The organism is Streptomyces sp. SP17BM10 (assembly GCF_036322405.1).
Classification (GTDB): Bacteria; Actinomycetota; Actinomycetes; order Streptomycetales; family Streptomycetaceae; genus Kitasatospora.
Genome location: NZ_JAQYXB010000623.1, coordinates 338,880 through 354,566, shown reverse-complemented (window position 1 = coordinate 354,566; position 15,687 = coordinate 338,880). Strand labels below are relative to the sequence as shown.

The 15,687-nt window shown below is 73.2% G+C and carries 16 protein-coding genes; 8 read left to right on the top strand and 8 right to left on the bottom strand.

Annotated elements, in window-relative coordinates; genetic code table 11:
* The first annotated feature begins 176 nt into the window (after positions 1 to 176).
* From PUR71_RS26070 to PUR71_RS26055, 4 genes are all read left to right on the top strand, one after another.
* The gene (locus tag PUR71_RS26070; RefSeq protein ID WP_329929548.1) at positions 177 to 593 is read left to right on the top strand and encodes an ankyrin repeat domain-containing protein; all 417 of its coding nucleotides are present in this window, start codon (positions 177 to 179) and stop codon (positions 591 to 593) included.
* An 83-nt stretch (positions 594 to 676) separates the two neighbouring features.
* Complete coding sequence (locus PUR71_RS26065) at positions 677 to 1,195, top strand: GNAT family N-acetyltransferase (RefSeq protein WP_329929547.1); 519 nt, start codon at positions 677 to 679, stop codon at positions 1,193 to 1,195.
* 60 nt (positions 1,196 to 1,255) lie between these two features.
* Positions 1,256 to 2,329 (top strand): serine hydrolase domain-containing protein, encoded by a 1,074-nt coding sequence (locus PUR71_RS26060; RefSeq protein WP_329929546.1) that lies wholly within the window; start codon positions 1,256 to 1,258, stop codon positions 2,327 to 2,329.
* Between the two features lie 106 nt (positions 2,330 to 2,435).
* Positions 2,436 to 2,939 carry an NUDIX hydrolase gene (locus tag PUR71_RS26055; protein ID WP_329929545.1) on the top strand — a complete coding sequence of 168 codons (504 nt, stop codon included), beginning with the start codon at positions 2,436 to 2,438 and terminating at the stop codon, positions 2,937 to 2,939.
* Positions 2,940 to 3,032: 93 nt separating this feature from the next.
* On the opposite strand, the gene PUR71_RS26050 is transcribed toward PUR71_RS26055, so the two are convergent.
* The 3 genes from PUR71_RS26050 to PUR71_RS26040 all read right to left on the bottom strand — a co-directional run bounded on the left by PUR71_RS26050 (position 3,033) and on the right by PUR71_RS26040 (position 5,397).
* The gene (locus PUR71_RS26050) at positions 3,033 to 3,686 is read right to left on the bottom strand and encodes a vitamin K epoxide reductase family protein (RefSeq protein WP_329929544.1); all 654 of its coding nucleotides are present in this window, start codon (positions 3,684 to 3,686) and stop codon (positions 3,033 to 3,035) included.
* A 67-nt stretch (positions 3,687 to 3,753) separates the two neighbouring features.
* The gene (locus tag PUR71_RS26045; protein ID WP_329929543.1) at positions 3,754 to 4,563 is read right to left on the bottom strand and encodes a DsbA family protein; all 810 of its coding nucleotides are present in this window, start codon (positions 4,561 to 4,563) and stop codon (positions 3,754 to 3,756) included.
* A 162-nt stretch (positions 4,564 to 4,725) separates the two neighbouring features.
* Complete coding sequence (locus PUR71_RS26040; RefSeq protein WP_329929542.1) at positions 4,726 to 5,397, bottom strand: hypothetical protein; 672 nt, start codon at positions 5,395 to 5,397, stop codon at positions 4,726 to 4,728.
* 221 nt (positions 5,398 to 5,618) lie between these two features.
* Here PUR71_RS26040 and PUR71_RS26035 point away from each other — a divergent pair, with 221 nt between their 5' ends.
* On the top strand, positions 5,619 to 6,497 hold the full coding sequence (locus PUR71_RS26035; protein ID WP_329929541.1) for a CHAD domain-containing protein: 879 nt from the start codon (positions 5,619 to 5,621) through the stop codon (positions 6,495 to 6,497).
* 40 nt (positions 6,498 to 6,537) lie between these two features.
* Here PUR71_RS26035 and PUR71_RS26030 read toward each other — a convergent pair whose 3' ends face one another.
* Entirely contained in the window at positions 6,538 to 7,257 is a 720-nt protein-coding gene (locus PUR71_RS26030) for a uracil-DNA glycosylase (RefSeq protein WP_329929666.1), read from the bottom strand.
* Between the two features lie 209 nt (positions 7,258 to 7,466).
* Here PUR71_RS26030 and PUR71_RS26025 point away from each other — a divergent pair, with 209 nt between their 5' ends.
* The 3 genes from PUR71_RS26025 (at position 7,467) to PUR71_RS26015 (ending at position 9,775) form a co-directional block, all read left to right on the top strand.
* A complete protein-coding gene (locus tag PUR71_RS26025) occupies positions 7,467 to 8,441 on the top strand; it encodes a slipin family protein (protein WP_329929540.1) in 975 nt (324 codons plus the stop codon).
* Between the two features lie 101 nt (positions 8,442 to 8,542).
* Positions 8,543 to 8,986 (top strand): CBS domain-containing protein, encoded by a 444-nt coding sequence (locus tag PUR71_RS26020; RefSeq protein ID WP_329929539.1) that lies wholly within the window; start codon positions 8,543 to 8,545, stop codon positions 8,984 to 8,986.
* A 270-nt stretch (positions 8,987 to 9,256) separates the two neighbouring features.
* Positions 9,257 to 9,775, top strand: a complete 519-nt coding sequence (locus PUR71_RS26015; RefSeq protein WP_329929538.1) for a potassium channel family protein — start codon at positions 9,257 to 9,259, stop codon at positions 9,773 to 9,775.
* Between the two features lie 31 nt (positions 9,776 to 9,806).
* Here the strand turns inward: PUR71_RS26015 and PUR71_RS26010 are convergent, their stop codons facing one another.
* The 4 genes from PUR71_RS26010 to PUR71_RS25995 form a co-directional block, all read right to left on the bottom strand.
* Positions 9,807 to 11,177, bottom strand: a complete 1,371-nt coding sequence (locus PUR71_RS26010) for a chloride channel protein (protein WP_329929537.1) — start codon at positions 11,175 to 11,177, stop codon at positions 9,807 to 9,809.
* Positions 11,178 to 11,417: 240 nt separating this feature from the next.
* Positions 11,418 to 12,362: a hypothetical protein gene (locus tag PUR71_RS26005; RefSeq protein WP_329929536.1), complete on the bottom strand. Its 945-nt coding sequence runs from the start codon at positions 12,360 to 12,362 to the stop codon at positions 11,418 to 11,420.
* Between the two features lie 236 nt (positions 12,363 to 12,598).
* The gene (locus tag PUR71_RS26000) at positions 12,599 to 14,950 is read right to left on the bottom strand and encodes an arylsulfatase (protein ID WP_329929535.1); all 2,352 of its coding nucleotides are present in this window, start codon (positions 14,948 to 14,950) and stop codon (positions 12,599 to 12,601) included.
* Positions 14,951 to 15,080: 130 nt separating this feature from the next.
* On the bottom strand, positions 15,081 to 15,413 hold the full coding sequence (locus PUR71_RS25995) for a carboxymuconolactone decarboxylase family protein (RefSeq protein WP_329929534.1): 333 nt from the start codon (positions 15,411 to 15,413) through the stop codon (positions 15,081 to 15,083).
* Positions 15,414 to 15,687: the final 274 nt, after the last annotated feature.

The window sequence follows — 15,687 nt, the reverse complement described above, 5'->3', positions numbered from 1 at the left end:
CCGCGCGACCGATCCGTCGGCGTGTCGTGTCCGGCCGGGCCCGCATCCGCCATCCGGACGCGTGCTGGCCCGGTCGTCCGCCCGGCGACTACGGTGCGGGTACGCGCAGCCGGCACCGCCACTGAGCACGAACCGGACCGCGAACCGACCGAACCGACCATGAGAGGCCGCCCGCCATGACCGACGCCGCCAGCCCGCAGCCCGCCGACGCTCCCGACGCCGAGGTGATCGCGCTCGCCGGCAAGCTCTTCGACGCCGCCCGGGCCGGGGACACCGCCGTCCTGACCGCCGCCGTCGACGCGGGCGTCTCCGCGAACCTCACCAACGGCAGCGGCGACACGCTGCTCATGCTCGCCGCCTACCACGCCCACGCCGGCACGGTCGCCGCCCTGGTCGAGCGCGGCGCCGACCCCGACCGCGCCAACGACAAGGGCCAGACCCCGCTCGCCGGAGCCGTCTTCAAGGGTGCGGTGGACGTCGTCGACGCCCTGCTGGCCGCCGGCGCCGACCCGAAGGCCGGCTTCCCGTCCGCCGTCGACGCCGCCGCCATGTTCGGCAGGACCGAGCTCCTCGCCCGGTTCGAGGGCCGCTGACCAGGGGCGCGCCTTTCGGGTCAGGCCGGGTGCCGCGACGCCTGGACCGAAGGACCCGCCCCGAGGTCGTAGGCTTTTCAACCATGGAAAGCAGCGCGACCAAGGACACCGGCACCGTCGAGTACCGCGTCACCGGCTACGGCCACCCCGACGCCCAGGCCCTGTCGGCCGAGGTGCAGCAGGAGTACGTCCGCCGTTACGGCGACCCGGACGAGACCGTGCTGCACCCGGACGACTTCGAGGCGCCGGCCGGACTGTTCCTGATCGCGTACCTGGACGGTCGGCCGGTCGCCTGCGGCGGGTGGCGGGCCAAGCAGGCCGGCCCGCACGGGCTGCGCGACGGCGACGCCGAGCTGAAGCGGATGTTCGTCGTGCCGGGCGCGCGCGGACGCGGCCTCGCCAGGGGCGTGCTGCGCCGCCTGGAGCAGACCGCCGCCGAGGCGGGCCGCAGCCGCTTCGTCCTGGAGACCGGCACCGAGCAGCCCGAGGCCGTCGCGCTGTACCACTCCGAGGGGTACGAGGCGATAGAGAAGTTCGGGATCTACCGCGAGCACCCGCAGAGCATCTGCCTCGGCAAGGAGTTCACCTCCGCGTCCGGCTGACGGACCGTCCGCCGGGTAGGCTCCGGGCGAGACCTGTCCGGGGCACGTTCAGGGGGACGGATGAGTCACCAAGCACCGGCGCCCGACCGGCTCCGCGCGCTGGCCGCGCCGGGCGGGGAACTGGACCGGCTGGTCCGCGCCGGCGCGCGCGGGGTCGGGGTGGGGGCGGTCTGGGCCGTCGGCGACGCCGGCGGGACGGTCGGCCGCGGCGCCCACGGCCCGCTCGGGCGGGGGCCGTACGCGCGGCTCTCGCCCGGTCCTGACACCCGGTACGACCTCGCCAGCCTCACCAAGATCGTCGCACTCTGGCCGTGCGCCGGGGTGCTGTGGCAGGCCGGCCGGCTCCCGCTCGACGAACCCCTGGGGCACTACTGGCCGGACGCCGCCGGGCAGCCGGCCGGTGAGGTGACGGCACGTCAACTCCTTTCTCACACCGCAGGCTTGCTGCCGCGGACGAACTTCGAGCAGCTCTACGGGCGGGACCTCGTCGCGATCCGGTCCGGCGTCATCGCCGCCCCGCTGCACCGCGCGCCGGGCACCGCCGTCGAGTACACCGACCGTGCCGCGGTGCTCCTCGGTCACCTCGTCGAACACCTCGGCGCCGCCCGGCTCGACGAGCTCGCCGCCCGCTGGACCTGGCGGCCGCTGGGCATGGCCGACACCCACTACGGGCCGCTGGGCCCCGGCGACACCGCCCACACCGCGCCCACCGAGTACGACGAGGCCCTCGGAGCCCACCTGCGCGGCGTCGTCCACGACCCCTCCGCGCGCCTCCTCGGCGGCGTTTCCGGCAACGCGGGCGCCTTCTCCACCGCCCGCGACCTCGGTCTCTTCCTCACCGCCCTGCTCGACCCGCCACCGGGACTCTCCTGGGGCGAACCGTGGATCGCCGAGTCCCTGCGCGAACAGACCGGTGGACTCGCCCCCGTCCGCGGCCTCTCCTGGCTCTGCGCCCCCGGCACCGACCCGGCCGACGGCACCTTCGTCCACTACGGGTTCACCGGCACCGGCATCTGGATCTCCCGCCGGCTCGGGCGCTGGGCGGTGCTGCTCACCAACAAGGTCCACTACGACCGCGGGGTCCAGCCGCTCACCGACCTTCGCAACGCCTTCCGACGGTCCGTCTTCGGCTGAGGCCCCCGCGCCACCCGATCGGGTGGATCTCGCACGAACCACCGCTCCCGGAACGGAACCTGCGGCAGAGTGGGCCACCAGGGACGGGTGTGGCGGAGGAGTCGCGATGACGGAGACCTGGCAGCTCTCGGAGGGGGAATGGCTCGCGCGCATGGTGCGCGCCTACGTCGGCTGCAGCGTCCTGCTCACCGACGGCATGGGCAACGTCCTCCTCCTGAAGCCGATCTACCGTGCCCACTGGCTCTTCCCCGGCGGCTGCATGGACCCCGGCGAGGGCCCGGCCGAGTGCGCCGCCCGCGAACTGCGCGAGGAGACGGGGCTCGTGCTCGACCACGAACTGCAACTGGTCGTCGTCGAGTGGCGCGACCCGATCCCCAAGCAGCGCGAACACGCCCATCCCGCCGTCCAGTTCATGTTCGACGGCGGGATCCTCGACGCTGCGGCCGAAATCCGCTGCCAGGCCGAGGAGATCGCCGAGTACGGCTTCTTCCCCCAGGCCCGGGCGGCCGCGCTGCTCCACCCGAACGCGGCCCGGCGGCTCACCCGAGCCCTGGACGCCAGGCGCAGCGGGCTCACCGGGCTGCTGCACTCGACGGGCTACCTCGGCTGAACTCGCCCTGGCCGGACTGTTCTTGGCCGGACTCCCCGTGGCCGGACTCCCCGTGGCCGGACTCGCCGTGGCCGGACTCGTCTTGGCCGACGGTCAGACGAGCGTGCTCCAGTAGTACCAGAACCGGTTGAGGATCAGCAGCGCGATCACCGCCGCCCACAGCACCGGCAGCGCCCAGTGGTAGCGCGCCGCCTCCCGCACGACCGTGCGCAGCCGTGGCCCGACGGGGATCACGCCCGTGCGCAGGTTGTGCAGCATCGTGTACCAGAACAGCGTCACGACCGTCGCCCAGACCACCATGCAGTACGGGCACAGCGCGCCGATCTCGTACAGCGCCTGGTCGATCAGCCAGTGCACGAAGACCACGCCCAGGAACGTCCCGCCCTGGAGGCCCAGCCAGAACCAGCGGCGGTACCCGGCGCCGGCCAGCAGCCCCGCGCCGATCGCCGCCAGCGCACCGAAGGCGGCCAGCCCGATCAGCGGGTTCGGGAAGCCGAACACCCCCGCCTGCTCGGTGCGCATCACCGAGCCGCAGCTGATCACCGGGTTGATGTTGCAGGTCGGGACGTACGACGGGTTCTCCAGGATGCGGAGCTTGTCGAAGGTCAGGACGGCGGAGGCCGCCAGCCCGATCAGCCCGCCGACGAACAGGAGCAGCGCGAGCGCCCGGCCCGAGCCGATCGTGGCGGCACCGGGGGCGGGGCCGGCGGCGGGGCGGGGCACGTGCACGGAGGCAGAGGCGGTCATGGCAGCACACTCCGGTGGCTGGGAGGGGACCGGCCCGGCCGGGATTCGGCCGGGCCGGTGGAGCTCGCTACAGGCCCGCGGCCTGCTTGACCTGCGCGGTGAACTGGTCCGCAGTGGCCGGGTTCTGGCCCGAGAACAGCGTGATCGGCTTGCCGTCGACCTTCACCGTCGGCGTGCCCTGCACCCCGCTGTCGTTGAACGCGTCCGCGACCTTCGCCGCCCACGGCGCGTAGGTCTTCTCGTTGACGGCCTTCACGAAGGCGTCCGTCTTCAGGCCCGGCACCTGGTCGGCCAGCTCCAGGATCTTGTCGGTGTCGCCGAAGGTGTCGGTGCGCTCGTCGGGCTGGTTCTTGTAGAGCACGTCGTGGAACGCCTTGAACTTGTCCACGCCCTCGTTGAGGGCGGCGCCGGCGGCGGCCAGCGCGGTGCGCGAGCCCTTGCCGCCGAGGGCCTTGTCCAGGAACGCGGCCAGGTGGAACTCGACCTTGATCTGGCCGTCCGCGGTGAGCTGCTTGACCGTCTCGCCGTTGGCCGCCTCGAAGTGCTTGCACACCGGGCAGCGGAAGTCCTCGTAGATCTCCATCGTGTGCGGGGCGTCGGCCTTGCCGTAGGTGATCACGGTGCCGTCCTGACCGGAGGCGTTCGCGGGCACGACCAACGCGGTCGGCGCGCCGGCCCCGGCGGACGTCTCCTTGTCCTTCTTGGCGGAGCTGACCGCGAGCGCGCCGCCGCCCGCGATGGCGAGCACGACGACGGACGCGACGGCGATGACGATGCGCTGACGGCGCTTGGCGGCCGCCTGCTCGCGGCGCTGCGCCTCCTGGATCCGCTCGCGGGCGCTGATGCGCTGGGACTGCTTGCTGTTGGCCTGGGCCATGGGAGTCAACTCCTGTACGCGGCGCGCGGGTGCGCGCGGGATGCCTCGCTCGGGCCTCGTGGAGGCGTGCCTCGTGAGGGCGTGCCTCGTGAGGGCGTGCCGAGGGGCGGGTTTACGTGAACGCGGGAGTCGTGCGCCGGGCCTGCGGCCGGGGGAACGGGGTCAGCAGGCCGGCGCGAAGGCCGGCGGGCCGCGCCGGGGCGCGGGGCTGAGGACGACGTCCTCGCGGCGGGGACGTTCGTGGTCGGACACCGGCAGCGGCACCCGCAGCACCGGGCGCTCTGGGGCCGGGACCAGCAACAGGAGCAGCGCCCGCAGCGGCGCGGCCACTGACTGGCGCAGGGCGCGCAGCGCGCGGGCCAGCCCGGTCAGGGCGGCGTCACCCAGCCGCAGCCAGGCGGCGGCGGCCAGCGCGATCACCACGTGGACCAGCAGGACCAGCAGTTGGGTCGCGGCGGGCGCGAACGGCCCGTCGTGCCCGAGCGGCCCGGACAGCAACGAGCCGTCCACCGAACCGCCCCCGCACACCAGCAGGTTCATGCCGTGCGCGGGCATGTGCTCGCTCAGGATCGGGCCGCAGCCGGTCTGGCCGAGGTTGAACGTCGTGTTGAGCAGCAGTTCCACCGGCACCATCACGCCGGAGATGTGCAGCAGCCGCCGCTCCCCGCCGGCCAGCGCGGCCGACACCAGGAAGACGACGGCGGTCGCGGCGGCCACCAGTGTGAGCGGCAGCGGGCGACCCGTGATGACGACCTGGCCCAGCGCGGACAGCGGCACGGCGAGCGCGGTGAACACCGCGGCCCGCAGGGCCCTGGTCGCACTGGTGGACGTCATCACGTCCGGGAGTATGTCACGGCCCTTACACCCGGCACGAGGCCCGGGCGGAGACGGTGCCTCCGGAGAGGCGGTGGCGGCCCGTCCCGGGGGTGCGCCGCGCGGTCGCCCACGGTGTACGGACCGTGGACGCCCAGTGGACAACCGGGGCCGGCGGACTAGCCTGGAAGGCGTTTCGCCTCCCTGGACGGGCGGCGGCTCCGACGAGGGGGTGAAGGCCCATGGCCCGGCCCGAGGCCACGGTCGGACAGGTCCTGCTCGCCCGCATCGAGAGCCAGGCCGCTGTGCTCGCCGGCCTCGACGACGCCGTCCGCGCGGACGAGCCGGACGCGGTCCACCGGATGCGGGTCGCCTGTCGGCGTCTGCGCAGCGCGCTGCGGACGTACCGGCGCCTCTTCGCGACCGGCGCCACGGACGAACTGGTGGCCGAGCTGAGGTGGCTGGCCGCCGCCCTCGGCCGCGCGCGCGACCGCGAGGTCCTGGCCGAACGGCTCGCGGCCCGCGCCCGGGAGCTGCCCGCCGAGTGCGGCCCGCAACGGGTGGCCGCGGAGCTGGAACGGTGGGCCGGGGCCGAGTACCGCCGGGTCCGGCCCGAGGTGGTGGCCGCTCTCGACAGCCCCCGCCGCCGCGCCCTCGCCGCCGGACTGGCCGACCTCCTGGCCGCCCCGCCGCTGCGCCGCCGGGCCCGCCGCCCGGCCGTGCCCGAGTTGTCACGCATCGCGGCCAGGGAGCAGCGGCGCACCGGCCGCCGGGTGCGGGCCGCCCTGGCAGCGGGCCCCGAGGAGCGCGACAGCGCCCTGCACGAGGCCCGCAAGGCCGCCAAGCGCGCCCGCTACGCGGGCGAGACCGCCGCCCCGGTGGTGGGCCGGGCGGCGGACCGGTACGTGGAGCGGCTGAAGGCCGTGCAGGAGGTGCTGGGCGAACACCAGGACGCGGCCGTGGCCGCCGCCGCCCTGGCCGGCCGGGCGGCGGCGGGCGGCGAGCTGTTCGCGTTGGGGGTGCTGTACGGCGGACAGCTGGCGGCGGCCGAGGCGGCCCGCGACCGCCTGCCGGCGGTGTGGGCGCGGGCGTCGCGGCGCGAGCTGGCGCGCTTCGGCTAGGGCCCGTCCGCACGCGGGGCCCGCGGTCACACGCCCGCCGTCACAGCCCCGTCGGCGGCCCGTTCGGGTTCAGACCGGCGGTGCGGGCGGCGGTGCGGAGCAGGTCGTGGAGCATCCCGGTCGTGAGGCGGCCGGTGTTCGTGTTGCGGGGGCTCACGTGGTAGCAGCCGTAGAGGTGGAGCGGCGGGCCGCCGTCGGTGGCGGGCAGGACGACGTGGGCGGCGTGGCCGAACGCGGGGCGTGGCCGCGGGACCTCCCAGCCGGCGGCGGCCACGGCCGGGAGCAGGGCCTGCCAGGCGAAGCCGCCGAGGGCGACGACCGTCCGCACGGTGGGGCGCAGGAGCTCCAGTTCGCGGGTGATCCAGGGGCGGCAGGTGTCGCGCTCGGCGGTGGTCGGCTTGTTGTCGGGCGGGGCGCAGCGCACCGGGTCGGTGACGCGGACGCCGTACAGCTCCAGGCCGTCGCCGTGGCGGACGGACTCCGGGCGGTTGGCGAGCCCGAGCTCGTACAGGGCCGCGTACAGGAGGTCGCCGGAGGGGTCGCCGGTGAAGATGCGGCCGGTGCGGTTGGCGCCGTGGGCGGCGGGGGCCAGGCCGAGGAGGACCAGCGGGGCGTCGGGCGGGCCGAAGCCGGGGATGGGGCGGGCCCAGTAGTCCCAGTCCAGGTAGGCGCGGCGCTTGGTGCGGGCGCTCTGTTCGCGCCACTCGACCAGGCGCGGGCAGGCGCGGCAGCCGGTGACGACGCGGTCCAGGGCGGCCATTGCGGTGGCGCGGGCGGCGGCCTCGGCGGGGTGGCGCGGGTGGCCGGGGTCGTCGGCGGGGGACAGCGGCATGGCGACGATCCTAGGCGGCCCCGGACTTTCGGTCCGGCGGTGGCCGGGCAGGCGTAGCGTTGAATCATCTGCTCCGGCGGCCGCGGTCGGTTCGGGTCGGCGACGGCCGGGGCTGACTGGTGCGCGAGGAGGCCGCGATGATCGTCGATGCGGTGCTGGGGGCGATCGGGGGTCTGGTGGGGCTGGGGGCGGTCTGGGCGGCCCTGAGCATCAGGGTGGTCCAGCAGTTCCAGAAGGGCGTGGTGTTCCGCTTCGGCAAGGTGCGCGAGGAGGTGCGCCGGCCGGGACTGGTCGCGCTGATGCCGATCGCGGACAAGCTGCGCAAGGTCAACGTCCAGATCGTGACGATGCCGATCCCGGCGCAGGAGGGCATCACCCGCGACAACGTGACCGTGCGGGTGGACGCGGTGGTCTACTTCCGCGTCGAGGACCCGGTCAAGGCGACCGTCAACGTGCAGGACTACAACTTCGCGATCTCCCAGGTCGCGCAGACCTCGCTGCGGTCGATCATCGGCAAGAGCGAGCTCGACGACCTGCTGGCCAACCGGGAACCGATCAACCAGGGCCTGGAGTTGATGATCGACAGTCCGGCGCTGGGCTGGGGCATCCAGATCGACCGGGTGGAGATCAAGGACGTCGCCCTGCCGGAGTCGATGAAGCGCTCGATCGCCCGGCAGGCGGAGGCCGAGCGCGAGCGCCGGGCGCGGATCATCACGGCGGACGGCGAGTACCAGGCGTCGGAGCGGTTGTCGGAGGCGGCCAGGGTGATGAGCAAGACCCCGTCGGCGCTCCAACTGCGGCTGCTGCAGACCGTGGTGGAGGTGGCGGCGGAGAAGAACTCCACCCTGGTGCTGCCGTTCCCGGTCGAACTGCTGAGGTTCCTGGAGAGTGCGACGGAGGTCCAGCAGCGCAACCTCCTGGCGGCCGCTGCGAGCGCGGCCGGGGCGAAGGCCGCGGAGGAGTCCGGCCTGGAGGACGGCAGCGCGCAGGCCGAGCTCGACGAGGACCAGCCGGAGATCGAACTCCCTTCGCTGGACGAGGTGCTGGACCACTCGCCGCTGAAGGGCGCCGACCCGGCCGACCAGCAGGCCGAGCACGGGGAAGCGGCCTGAGAGCAGTCTGCGGGAGCCCGGCGGGCCGCCCCGGTGGCGACCGTCGGCCGCCCGGACCACGATGGACAACGGGGACGGCAGGCACGTCAGGGAGGCGGACCATGACCAGAGCCAGCGACATCATGCACCCGGGCGCGGAGTGCATCCGCGAGCACGAGACGCTCGCCACCGCCGCCCGGATCATGCGGGACCAGGGCGTCGGGGCACTGCCCATCTGCGGCGAGAACGAGAAGCTGCTGGGCATCGTCACCGACCGCGACATCGTGCTCAAGTGCATCGCGGAGGGCCGCGACCCGTCCGCGGTGACGGCGGGCGAGCTGGCCGAGGGCCGGCCGATGACGGTGGAGGCGGACGAGGACACCGAGCAGGTGCTGCGCGTGATGGAGCAGTACCGGGTGCGCCGCCTGCCGGTGATCAACCACCCCGAGCACAAGCTCGTCGGGATGATCAGCGAGGCGGACATCGCGCGCGGGATGCCGCAGGCGCGGGTGGCGGAGTTCGTGTCGGCGGTGTGCGCGGAGGAGGCGCCCAGGGCGGACGCGTGACGCGTGTCCGCGGGGACCGTGTGCCGGACGTCGAGCAGCCTGCCGACCGACCGGCGGAATGGGCGGGAACACACCGGCCCATGACCCGGGGAAATGGGCCGGAGTCGGCATGCTGGCTTCCATGAGGATCGACGGGCTGTCGCTGTGGACCGGTAGCTGATGGGAACGGGGGCGGGGAGACCGTCGCCGTCGGAGGGCACGACCGGACGCAGGCGCCCCGTCGTCCTGCTGTGGGCTCTGACGCGGTCGTCGCTGACTGCGGCCGTCCTGGTGGCGGCGTACTTCCTGCTGCCGCTGGACCGCCCTTTCGGGGCCGCGACGGCGCTCGGCCTCATCGGCGGTCTGCTCGTGGTGGGCGCTCTCGTCGTGTGGCAGACGCGGTCGATCGTCCGATCTCCGTACCCGAGGCTCAAAGCCGTCGAGGCGCTGGCCACGAGCGTCCCGCTGTTCATCCTTCTGTTCGCGGCCGCCTACTACCTCATGGCACGGAGCCAGTCCGTATCGTTCACCCAGCCGCTGTCACGGATGGACGCCGTGTACTTCACGGTGACGGTGTTCTCCACCGTCGGCTTCGGCGACATCGTTCCCACGGACGAGGCGGCCCGAGCGCTGGTCGTCCTGCAGATGCTCGGGGACCTGGTGTTCGTCGGCGTCGCCGCTCGCGTGATTCTGGGTGCCGTCAACGTGGGACTCGACCGGAGCAACCGGCCGGCCTTCACCGACATCGTCCCGCCTCCCGGCGTTGCGGGAACCGACGACGGCACAGCCGGGCCGGGCTCCTCGGGCTGACGGCCGGGAAGCGGGCCGTGGACCGATCCCGTCACGAGGCGGGTGCCCCCGTGGGCTCGGGTTCGGCGGTGGCCGGGGCGCTCCGTCGTGCGAGGCGCAGGGTCCCCACGTAGGCGACCACCACCGCGACGATGACCAGTGGCATCACGGTCAGCCCCTGGGAGCCGAGCAGCAGGGTGGCCAGGAGGACGCAGGTCATCGGGAGTCTGAGCATGGCGACGCTCAGCGCGCCCAGCCCGATGGCGAAGCCCGTGGTGACGTCCAGGCCGGGCAGGTGGGACATGGCCAGGCCGCCCGCGCCGCCGACGAACAGGGCCGGGAAGACGGGACCGCCGCGGAAGGCGCTGAGCGAGGCGCTGTAGGCGAGCGACTTGAGCACGACGAGGAGCAGCAGGGTGCCGACCGAGTAGGTGGCATGGTCGGCCAGGAGGGGGCCGAGGGTGGTCTCGCCCGAGAAGAGCACTCCGGAGATCGGTTTATCGGTGATCGTGCTGTAGAGCAGGGCGAGTGCGCCGATGAACGCGCCCGTCAGGGCGGTGAGCGGCAGTCTGCGCCGCTGGACGTGCGGGCGCAGGCGCAAGGCCGCGCGGCGGATCGCTTCGCCGAGGACCGGGGCGGCCAGGCCCACGACGATCGCCCAGCCGAACGCGGCGATGGTGGGCCGGTCGGGGGGTGGCACCTGCGCCAGCGACAGGGAGTAGGTGCCCAGGCCGGTCCAGGAGTCGAGGCCGGTGAAGATCAGCGAGCCGATGCCGGCGGCGAGCAGGCCGGGCACCAGGACGACGCCGAGCATCGGCCCGCCCAGGCCGGAGGCCTCCATCAGCAGGAACGCGCCGAGGACGGGCGACCCGAGGAGTTCGCTGATCGCCGCGAAGCTGCCCGCGGCGCCGATCACGGCGAGGGCGTTGGGCGGGGTACCGCGTTTGAGCAGTCGGATCGCGCCGACGGCCAGACCGCCCCCGAGGGCGATCAGCGGGGCCTCCGGGCCGAGGACGACGCCGAGGCTGAGCGAGGCGATCGCGGCCAGGGCGACACCGGGGACCGTGGCCACCGACGGGGTGCCGCCGGTCTTGAGGCCGTCGGCCGGCTCGTGCCCGCCCCGGCCGGGGAGGTACCGGATGGTGAGGGCGACCAGGACGCCGGAGACGGCGAGCACGGGCACGGCCCACCAATCCGGTGTGCCGTGGAAGCCGAGGCCCTTGGGCAGGTCGTCGAAGACCAGGGACTGGAGTTCGGAGACGAGGGCGAGGAAGCCGTACGCGGCGGCCGAGATCGGAGCGCCCAGCACCGCCGCCATCACCAGCAACGCGACGTAGCTGCGGCTGCGGACGATCGCGAACGGATCCTGCGGCGCCGCGGCGGGCACCGCCGGCTCGACAGGCGCGGGAGGGTCCGCGGGCATGCGCATCGCCTCCTCGGTACTCGGCCCGCCCCGGGAGCCGGGCGGTGGCGCTGTCCGTCCCTCGGCGGACGGCAGGTGTTCCTCCGATCATCGGTACGCCGGCGGCATCCGTCCTGGCGGAAACGCCACGCGGGTGAACCGCATCGAGGCACGCGGACCCGCCCTGGGCCGGTAACCCCCGGATCCCCGCCACCGGCCCACGCGTGACCGACCGCCCCGCGAGGCGCCCGGTGCTGCGGCTCAGTCCGCCGCCTGGCGCCGGTGCCGACGGCGCAGGTACCAGATCGTGCCGACCCCGGTGGACAGCGTGACCAGGACGATCGCGAGCAGCGGGTACTGGCTGCCCGCGAGCGTGGCGTCGGTGGCGGCCACGAGGAGCACCGCGCCGATCGGCAGCAGCAGCGTGAGCAGCGTCCTGAGGGCGGCGGCGACCTGTGCGGGCCCGGCCCGCACGGGCCGGGTCGGCTGCGACGGCCGGGCGGTGGCCTCGCCCCGGTAGTAGGCCCAGGCCCGCTCCCCGAGTTCCTGGCCCGCCCTGTGGTACGAGTAGCCGAGGAAGGGCAGCCAGACCAGCGGGGCGACCAGGCCGATCAGAAGCACCCCGACGAGCAGGATCCACCGCCCGACGCGGGAGGCGGTCGACACCGGCCGCTGCTCGGTGGTCACCACACCGAGCAGGTGGGCCATCCGCTTCACGACCCGCAAGAGGGCGGCAATACGGCCGGGAGGAGCATCGGGCCGCGCCGCCGCCGCGGCCTCCAGTGCGGCGGCGGCCTGCCGCTCGTCCCCGTACACGCCCTGGATCACCAGCAGCTCGGCCGCCCGCGCGCCCTCGGTGGGCTCCCGCCCCGTCACCGCCGCGAGTTCCAGCATCATCCGGCTCTGTGTGAGCAGCGCGGTGCAGAACGCGAACGGAACGAGCACCGTGAACGGGCCGCCCACGAACGCGCCCTCGCTCTGGCTGATCCGGCGCCCCCGGGCGATCACCATGGCGGACAGTTCGGCATCCCCGGCCTCGGGGTGCTCTTCGCGTGCGCGGGCGACCGATGCGGCGGCGCGCTGCCCGAGATGGTGGACGGCGAAGTTGGCCAGGAGTTCGGGCAGGTGGGCAGGGTCGGCCAGGGCCGCGCGCAGTACGAAGCGGGACAGCGCGGAAGCCGGGGCGTTGACGGGGGGATCCTCCACAGCCATCAGCCTCTCACCGCGACCACCCTGACTACCGGCGGCGACGCGTGGCCTGCAACGCACAGCCGGAACGTGACGAAAGGCAGGGTCGGTCACGCCGTTCCACCTCTGCGACCCGGCGCCGCGCAGCGTCGCCCCGCTCCGTCCGGTCCGCGGGGGCAACCCTGCGGCGGATCGGCAGGTCCAGCCGCACCGGGGCTTCGATCGCGCACGGACGCCGGCGCCCGTGCTGGTGTTCAGTCGATGGCGAACCAGCCGCGGACCTCGGCTTCGTGGTCGACGAAGCGATCGCCCGAGACGTCGACCACGACCCTGTCGATGGTGCCGCCGGTGAAGGGGAACGGCCCTTGGTAGTCGGGGGTGACCGGCGAGGCGCCGTCACGGCCGACGCAGATGCCGTCGCCGACGACGCAGAAGTATCCGGGCTGGGTGACGATGTCGCCGCTGCCGACCTCCTGGTCGTCGACGTAGAGGGTCAGGGTGCCGGCGGCGCCGGGCATGCGCGGGTCGCTGCTGCGACCGGTCAGCGCGAACTCGGCGGTCAGCACGTGTCTGCCCGGCGTGATCTCCCGGTCGGCCTCGATGGTCTGCAGGTGGGTGCCGACCCAGTTGAAGGCGTAGCGCAGGCGGCGGTCCTTGAGGTAGAGGCTGTGGCCGCCGGCGGTGCCGCCGTGGGCGTACAGGACGCCTTCGGCGTCGGGTGAGTCGATGTCGACTCCGGCGGCGATGGTGTAGGAGCGGCCGCTGATCACGACGCCGGACAGCTCGGGGACGGCGGCGCAGTCGGGGTAGTAGACGTAGTGCTCGCGGGGCGGGGTGCCGTGTGGGCGTTCGGCGAGGGTCTGCTCCACGGCGGTGCGGTCGTCGAGGGGGAGCCCGTTGTAGATGCCGGCGTAGTAATACCAGAGGCTCTTGAGTTTCTCGATCCTCTCCGGGTGGTCGGCGGCGACGTCATGGGACTGGGCGCGGTCGTTCGCGAGGTCGTAGAGCTCCCAGCGGTCGTGTTCGAACTTGCCCCAGCCGCTGAGCGGCGGGTGCGCGGTGCAGGCGAGCCAGCCGTCGTGGTAGATCGACCGCTGGCCGAGCATCGCGTAGAACTGGGTCTGCTTGCCGGGTGCGGCGGGGTCGGTGAGCGAGGCGGCGAAGCTCTCGCCCTCGATCGGGCTCTGCGGATGTCCCTTGATGACCTCGGGCGGCTCGATGCCGAGCAGGTCGTACAGGGTGGGGACGACGTCGACCGCGTGGATGTACTGCTCCCGGACCTCGCCGCGGGCCTCGATGCCGGCGGGCCAGGCGATCACGCACATGTCCGCGACACCGCCCTCGTAGCCGGCCCAGCGCTTCCAGTAGGGGAACGGCGTGTCGAACGCCCACGCCCAGCCGGTGTTGTAGTGGTTGTAGGAGGCCGGGCTGCCGAGTTCGTCGATGTGCTGGAGGGACAGCTCGGTCGGGGTGGGCAGCCCGTTGAAGAACCGCCACTCGTTGAACGTCCCGTCCGGGCCGCCTTCGCCGCTGCCGCCGTTGTCGGAGACGGCCACGATGATGGTGTTCTCCAGTTCGCCGGTGGACTCGAGGAAGTCGATGACCCGGCCGAGCTGGTCGTCGCTGTAGGACACGTAGCCGGCGAAGACCTCCGCCATCCGCGTGAACAGCCGCTGCTCGTCACCGCTGAGGCTGTCCCAGGGGCGTACGGTGTCCAGCCGCGGCCACGGCTGTCCGTCCGGGCCGGTCGCGTCCGGCTCGCCGTGCGGGTTGATCGGGGACAGCTCGGTGTTCTCCGGCAGGATGCCCAGCTCCTTCTGCCGGCGCAGGATCCCCGGGCGGATCGCCTCGTAGCCCTGGTCGAACACCCCCTTGTACCGGTCCGCCCACTCCGTGAAGACGTGGTGCGGCGCGTGGGCGGCATCCAGCGCGAGGTACAGGAAGAACGGCTTGTCCGGGTCGACGACCTTGGCATCGCGGATGAAGCGGATCGCCTGGTCGGACAGGTCCTTCGCGATGTGGTAACCCTCCTGCGGAGTCGCAGGGGGCTCGACCGGATGGTTGTCGTGGATCAGGTCCGGATACCAGCAACTCGACTCGCCGCCGAGGAAGCCGTAGAACCGCTCGAAGCCCCGGCCCAGCGGCCAACGCCCCTTGTACGCGGCCATGCTGGTCTCCTCACCGGGGGTGAGGTGCCACTTCCCGACGCAGTACGTGTTGTAGCCGCGCTCGGACAGGACCTCGGAGACCAAGCCGTTCTCGAACGGGATGCGCGTGGAGATCCCGGGGAAGCCGGAACTGAACTCGGCGATCGTCGCCATCCCGTTCGACGTGGCACTGCGGCCGGTCAGCAGCGACGCCCGGGTCGGCGAACACAGCGCGGTGGTGTGGAAGTTCGAGTACTTCACGCCCATGTCCGCGATCCGCGTCATCGTCGGTGTCCGCACCGGGCCGCCGAAGCAGTCCATCGTGCCGTAGCCCACGTCGTCCCACGCGATCACCAGGACGTTGGGCGCGCCCTCGGGTGCCTTCGGCGCCAGGAACGGCTCCCAGTCCGGCACCGACTCCCGGATGTCGAGAGCAATCTTCCCCTTGAAATGCTTCACGTCGGCTCTTCTCGCGTGTTCGTGGACGGTACCCGGCCCGAGCGGTGCGCCGGCCACCGGTGTGCCGGAGGTCCGGAGAGGGCTCCCCGCACACCAGTTGACGCGGCGTTCGCATCGGTTCGACGACGAGCTACATGCCGCCCTGGCCCTCGATGCCCGCGTCCGCCACCGCGATGGCGATCCCGAGCGCCTCGGTGATGTGGGTCGCGGCCGACATCACCCGGGCGGTGCCGACGATCGGCGCGATCGCGACCAGCACGTCCTGGAGTTGGTCCACGGTCATGTGTTCGCGCATCGCCGGCTCGAGATGCGCGAGGTAGGAGACCGCGGGAGCGTCCATCGCCGCCAGCGCCGCGATCCGGGTGAGGATCAGCATGTCGGGAGCCAGACCGCACCGCTCGAGCGAATCCGCGGTCATGGCCATGAGAGTGTCGAGAACGGGCGTTTCCGAGGTGGTGGACATGGTTCCGTCTCCTGGTGTCGTTGTTCGGGCTGCGCTGTCTGCCAGACCGGGGCGCCCGAGGCACCCGGTCCGACCGTAGGCAGCCGCCGAGCTGACCGCATGGACAGTGAGCCGCCCGAGTGGACCGCCATAGCCCTGCCCGACAGAGAGTGATCGGCTTCGGCTCCCCGTGACCTCCCGAGCCCGGGGCGTAGGGAGCCGGGAACGGGCGCGAGTAGCAGCCCGGCGGAGGTCGTGGGACGTTGGTGGAGGGAGCCTTCCCCCGCATCCCGCG

Bases quoted from the DNA above. Each gene is read 5' to 3' on its own strand.
- PUR71_RS26070 (WP_329929548.1), top strand. From the start codon at position 177: ATGACCGACGCCGCCAGCCCGCAGCCCGCCGACGCTCCCGACGCCGAG.
- PUR71_RS26065 (WP_329929547.1), top strand. From the start codon at position 677: ATGGAAAGCAGCGCGACCAAGGACACCGGCACCGTCGAGTACCGCGTC.
- PUR71_RS26060 (WP_329929546.1), top strand. From the start codon at position 1,256: ATGAGTCACCAAGCACCGGCGCCCGACCGGCTCCGCGCGCTGGCCGCG.
- PUR71_RS26055 (WP_329929545.1), top strand. From the start codon at position 2,436: ATGACGGAGACCTGGCAGCTCTCGGAGGGGGAATGGCTCGCGCGCATG.
- PUR71_RS26050 (WP_329929544.1), bottom strand. From the start codon at position 3,686: ATGACCGCCTCTGCCTCCGTGCACGTGCCCCGCCCCGCCGCCGGCCCC.
- PUR71_RS26045 (WP_329929543.1), bottom strand. From the start codon at position 4,563: ATGGCCCAGGCCAACAGCAAGCAGTCCCAGCGCATCAGCGCCCGCGAG.
- PUR71_RS26040 (WP_329929542.1), bottom strand. From the start codon at position 5,397: ATGACGTCCACCAGTGCGACCAGGGCCCTGCGGGCCGCGGTGTTCACC.
- PUR71_RS26035 (WP_329929541.1), top strand. From the start codon at position 5,619: ATGGCCCGGCCCGAGGCCACGGTCGGACAGGTCCTGCTCGCCCGCATC.
- PUR71_RS26030 (WP_329929666.1), bottom strand. From the start codon at position 7,257: ATGGCCGCCCTGGACCGCGTCGTCACCGGCTGCCGCGCCTGCCCGCGC.
- PUR71_RS26025 (WP_329929540.1), top strand. From the start codon at position 7,467: ATGATCGTCGATGCGGTGCTGGGGGCGATCGGGGGTCTGGTGGGGCTG.
- PUR71_RS26020 (WP_329929539.1), top strand. From the start codon at position 8,543: ATGACCAGAGCCAGCGACATCATGCACCCGGGCGCGGAGTGCATCCGC.
- PUR71_RS26010 (WP_329929537.1), bottom strand. From the start codon at position 11,177: ATGCCCGCGGACCCTCCCGCGCCTGTCGAGCCGGCGGTGCCCGCCGCG.
- PUR71_RS25995 (WP_329929534.1), bottom strand. From the start codon at position 15,413: ATGTCCACCACCTCGGAAACGCCCGTTCTCGACACTCTCATGGCCATG.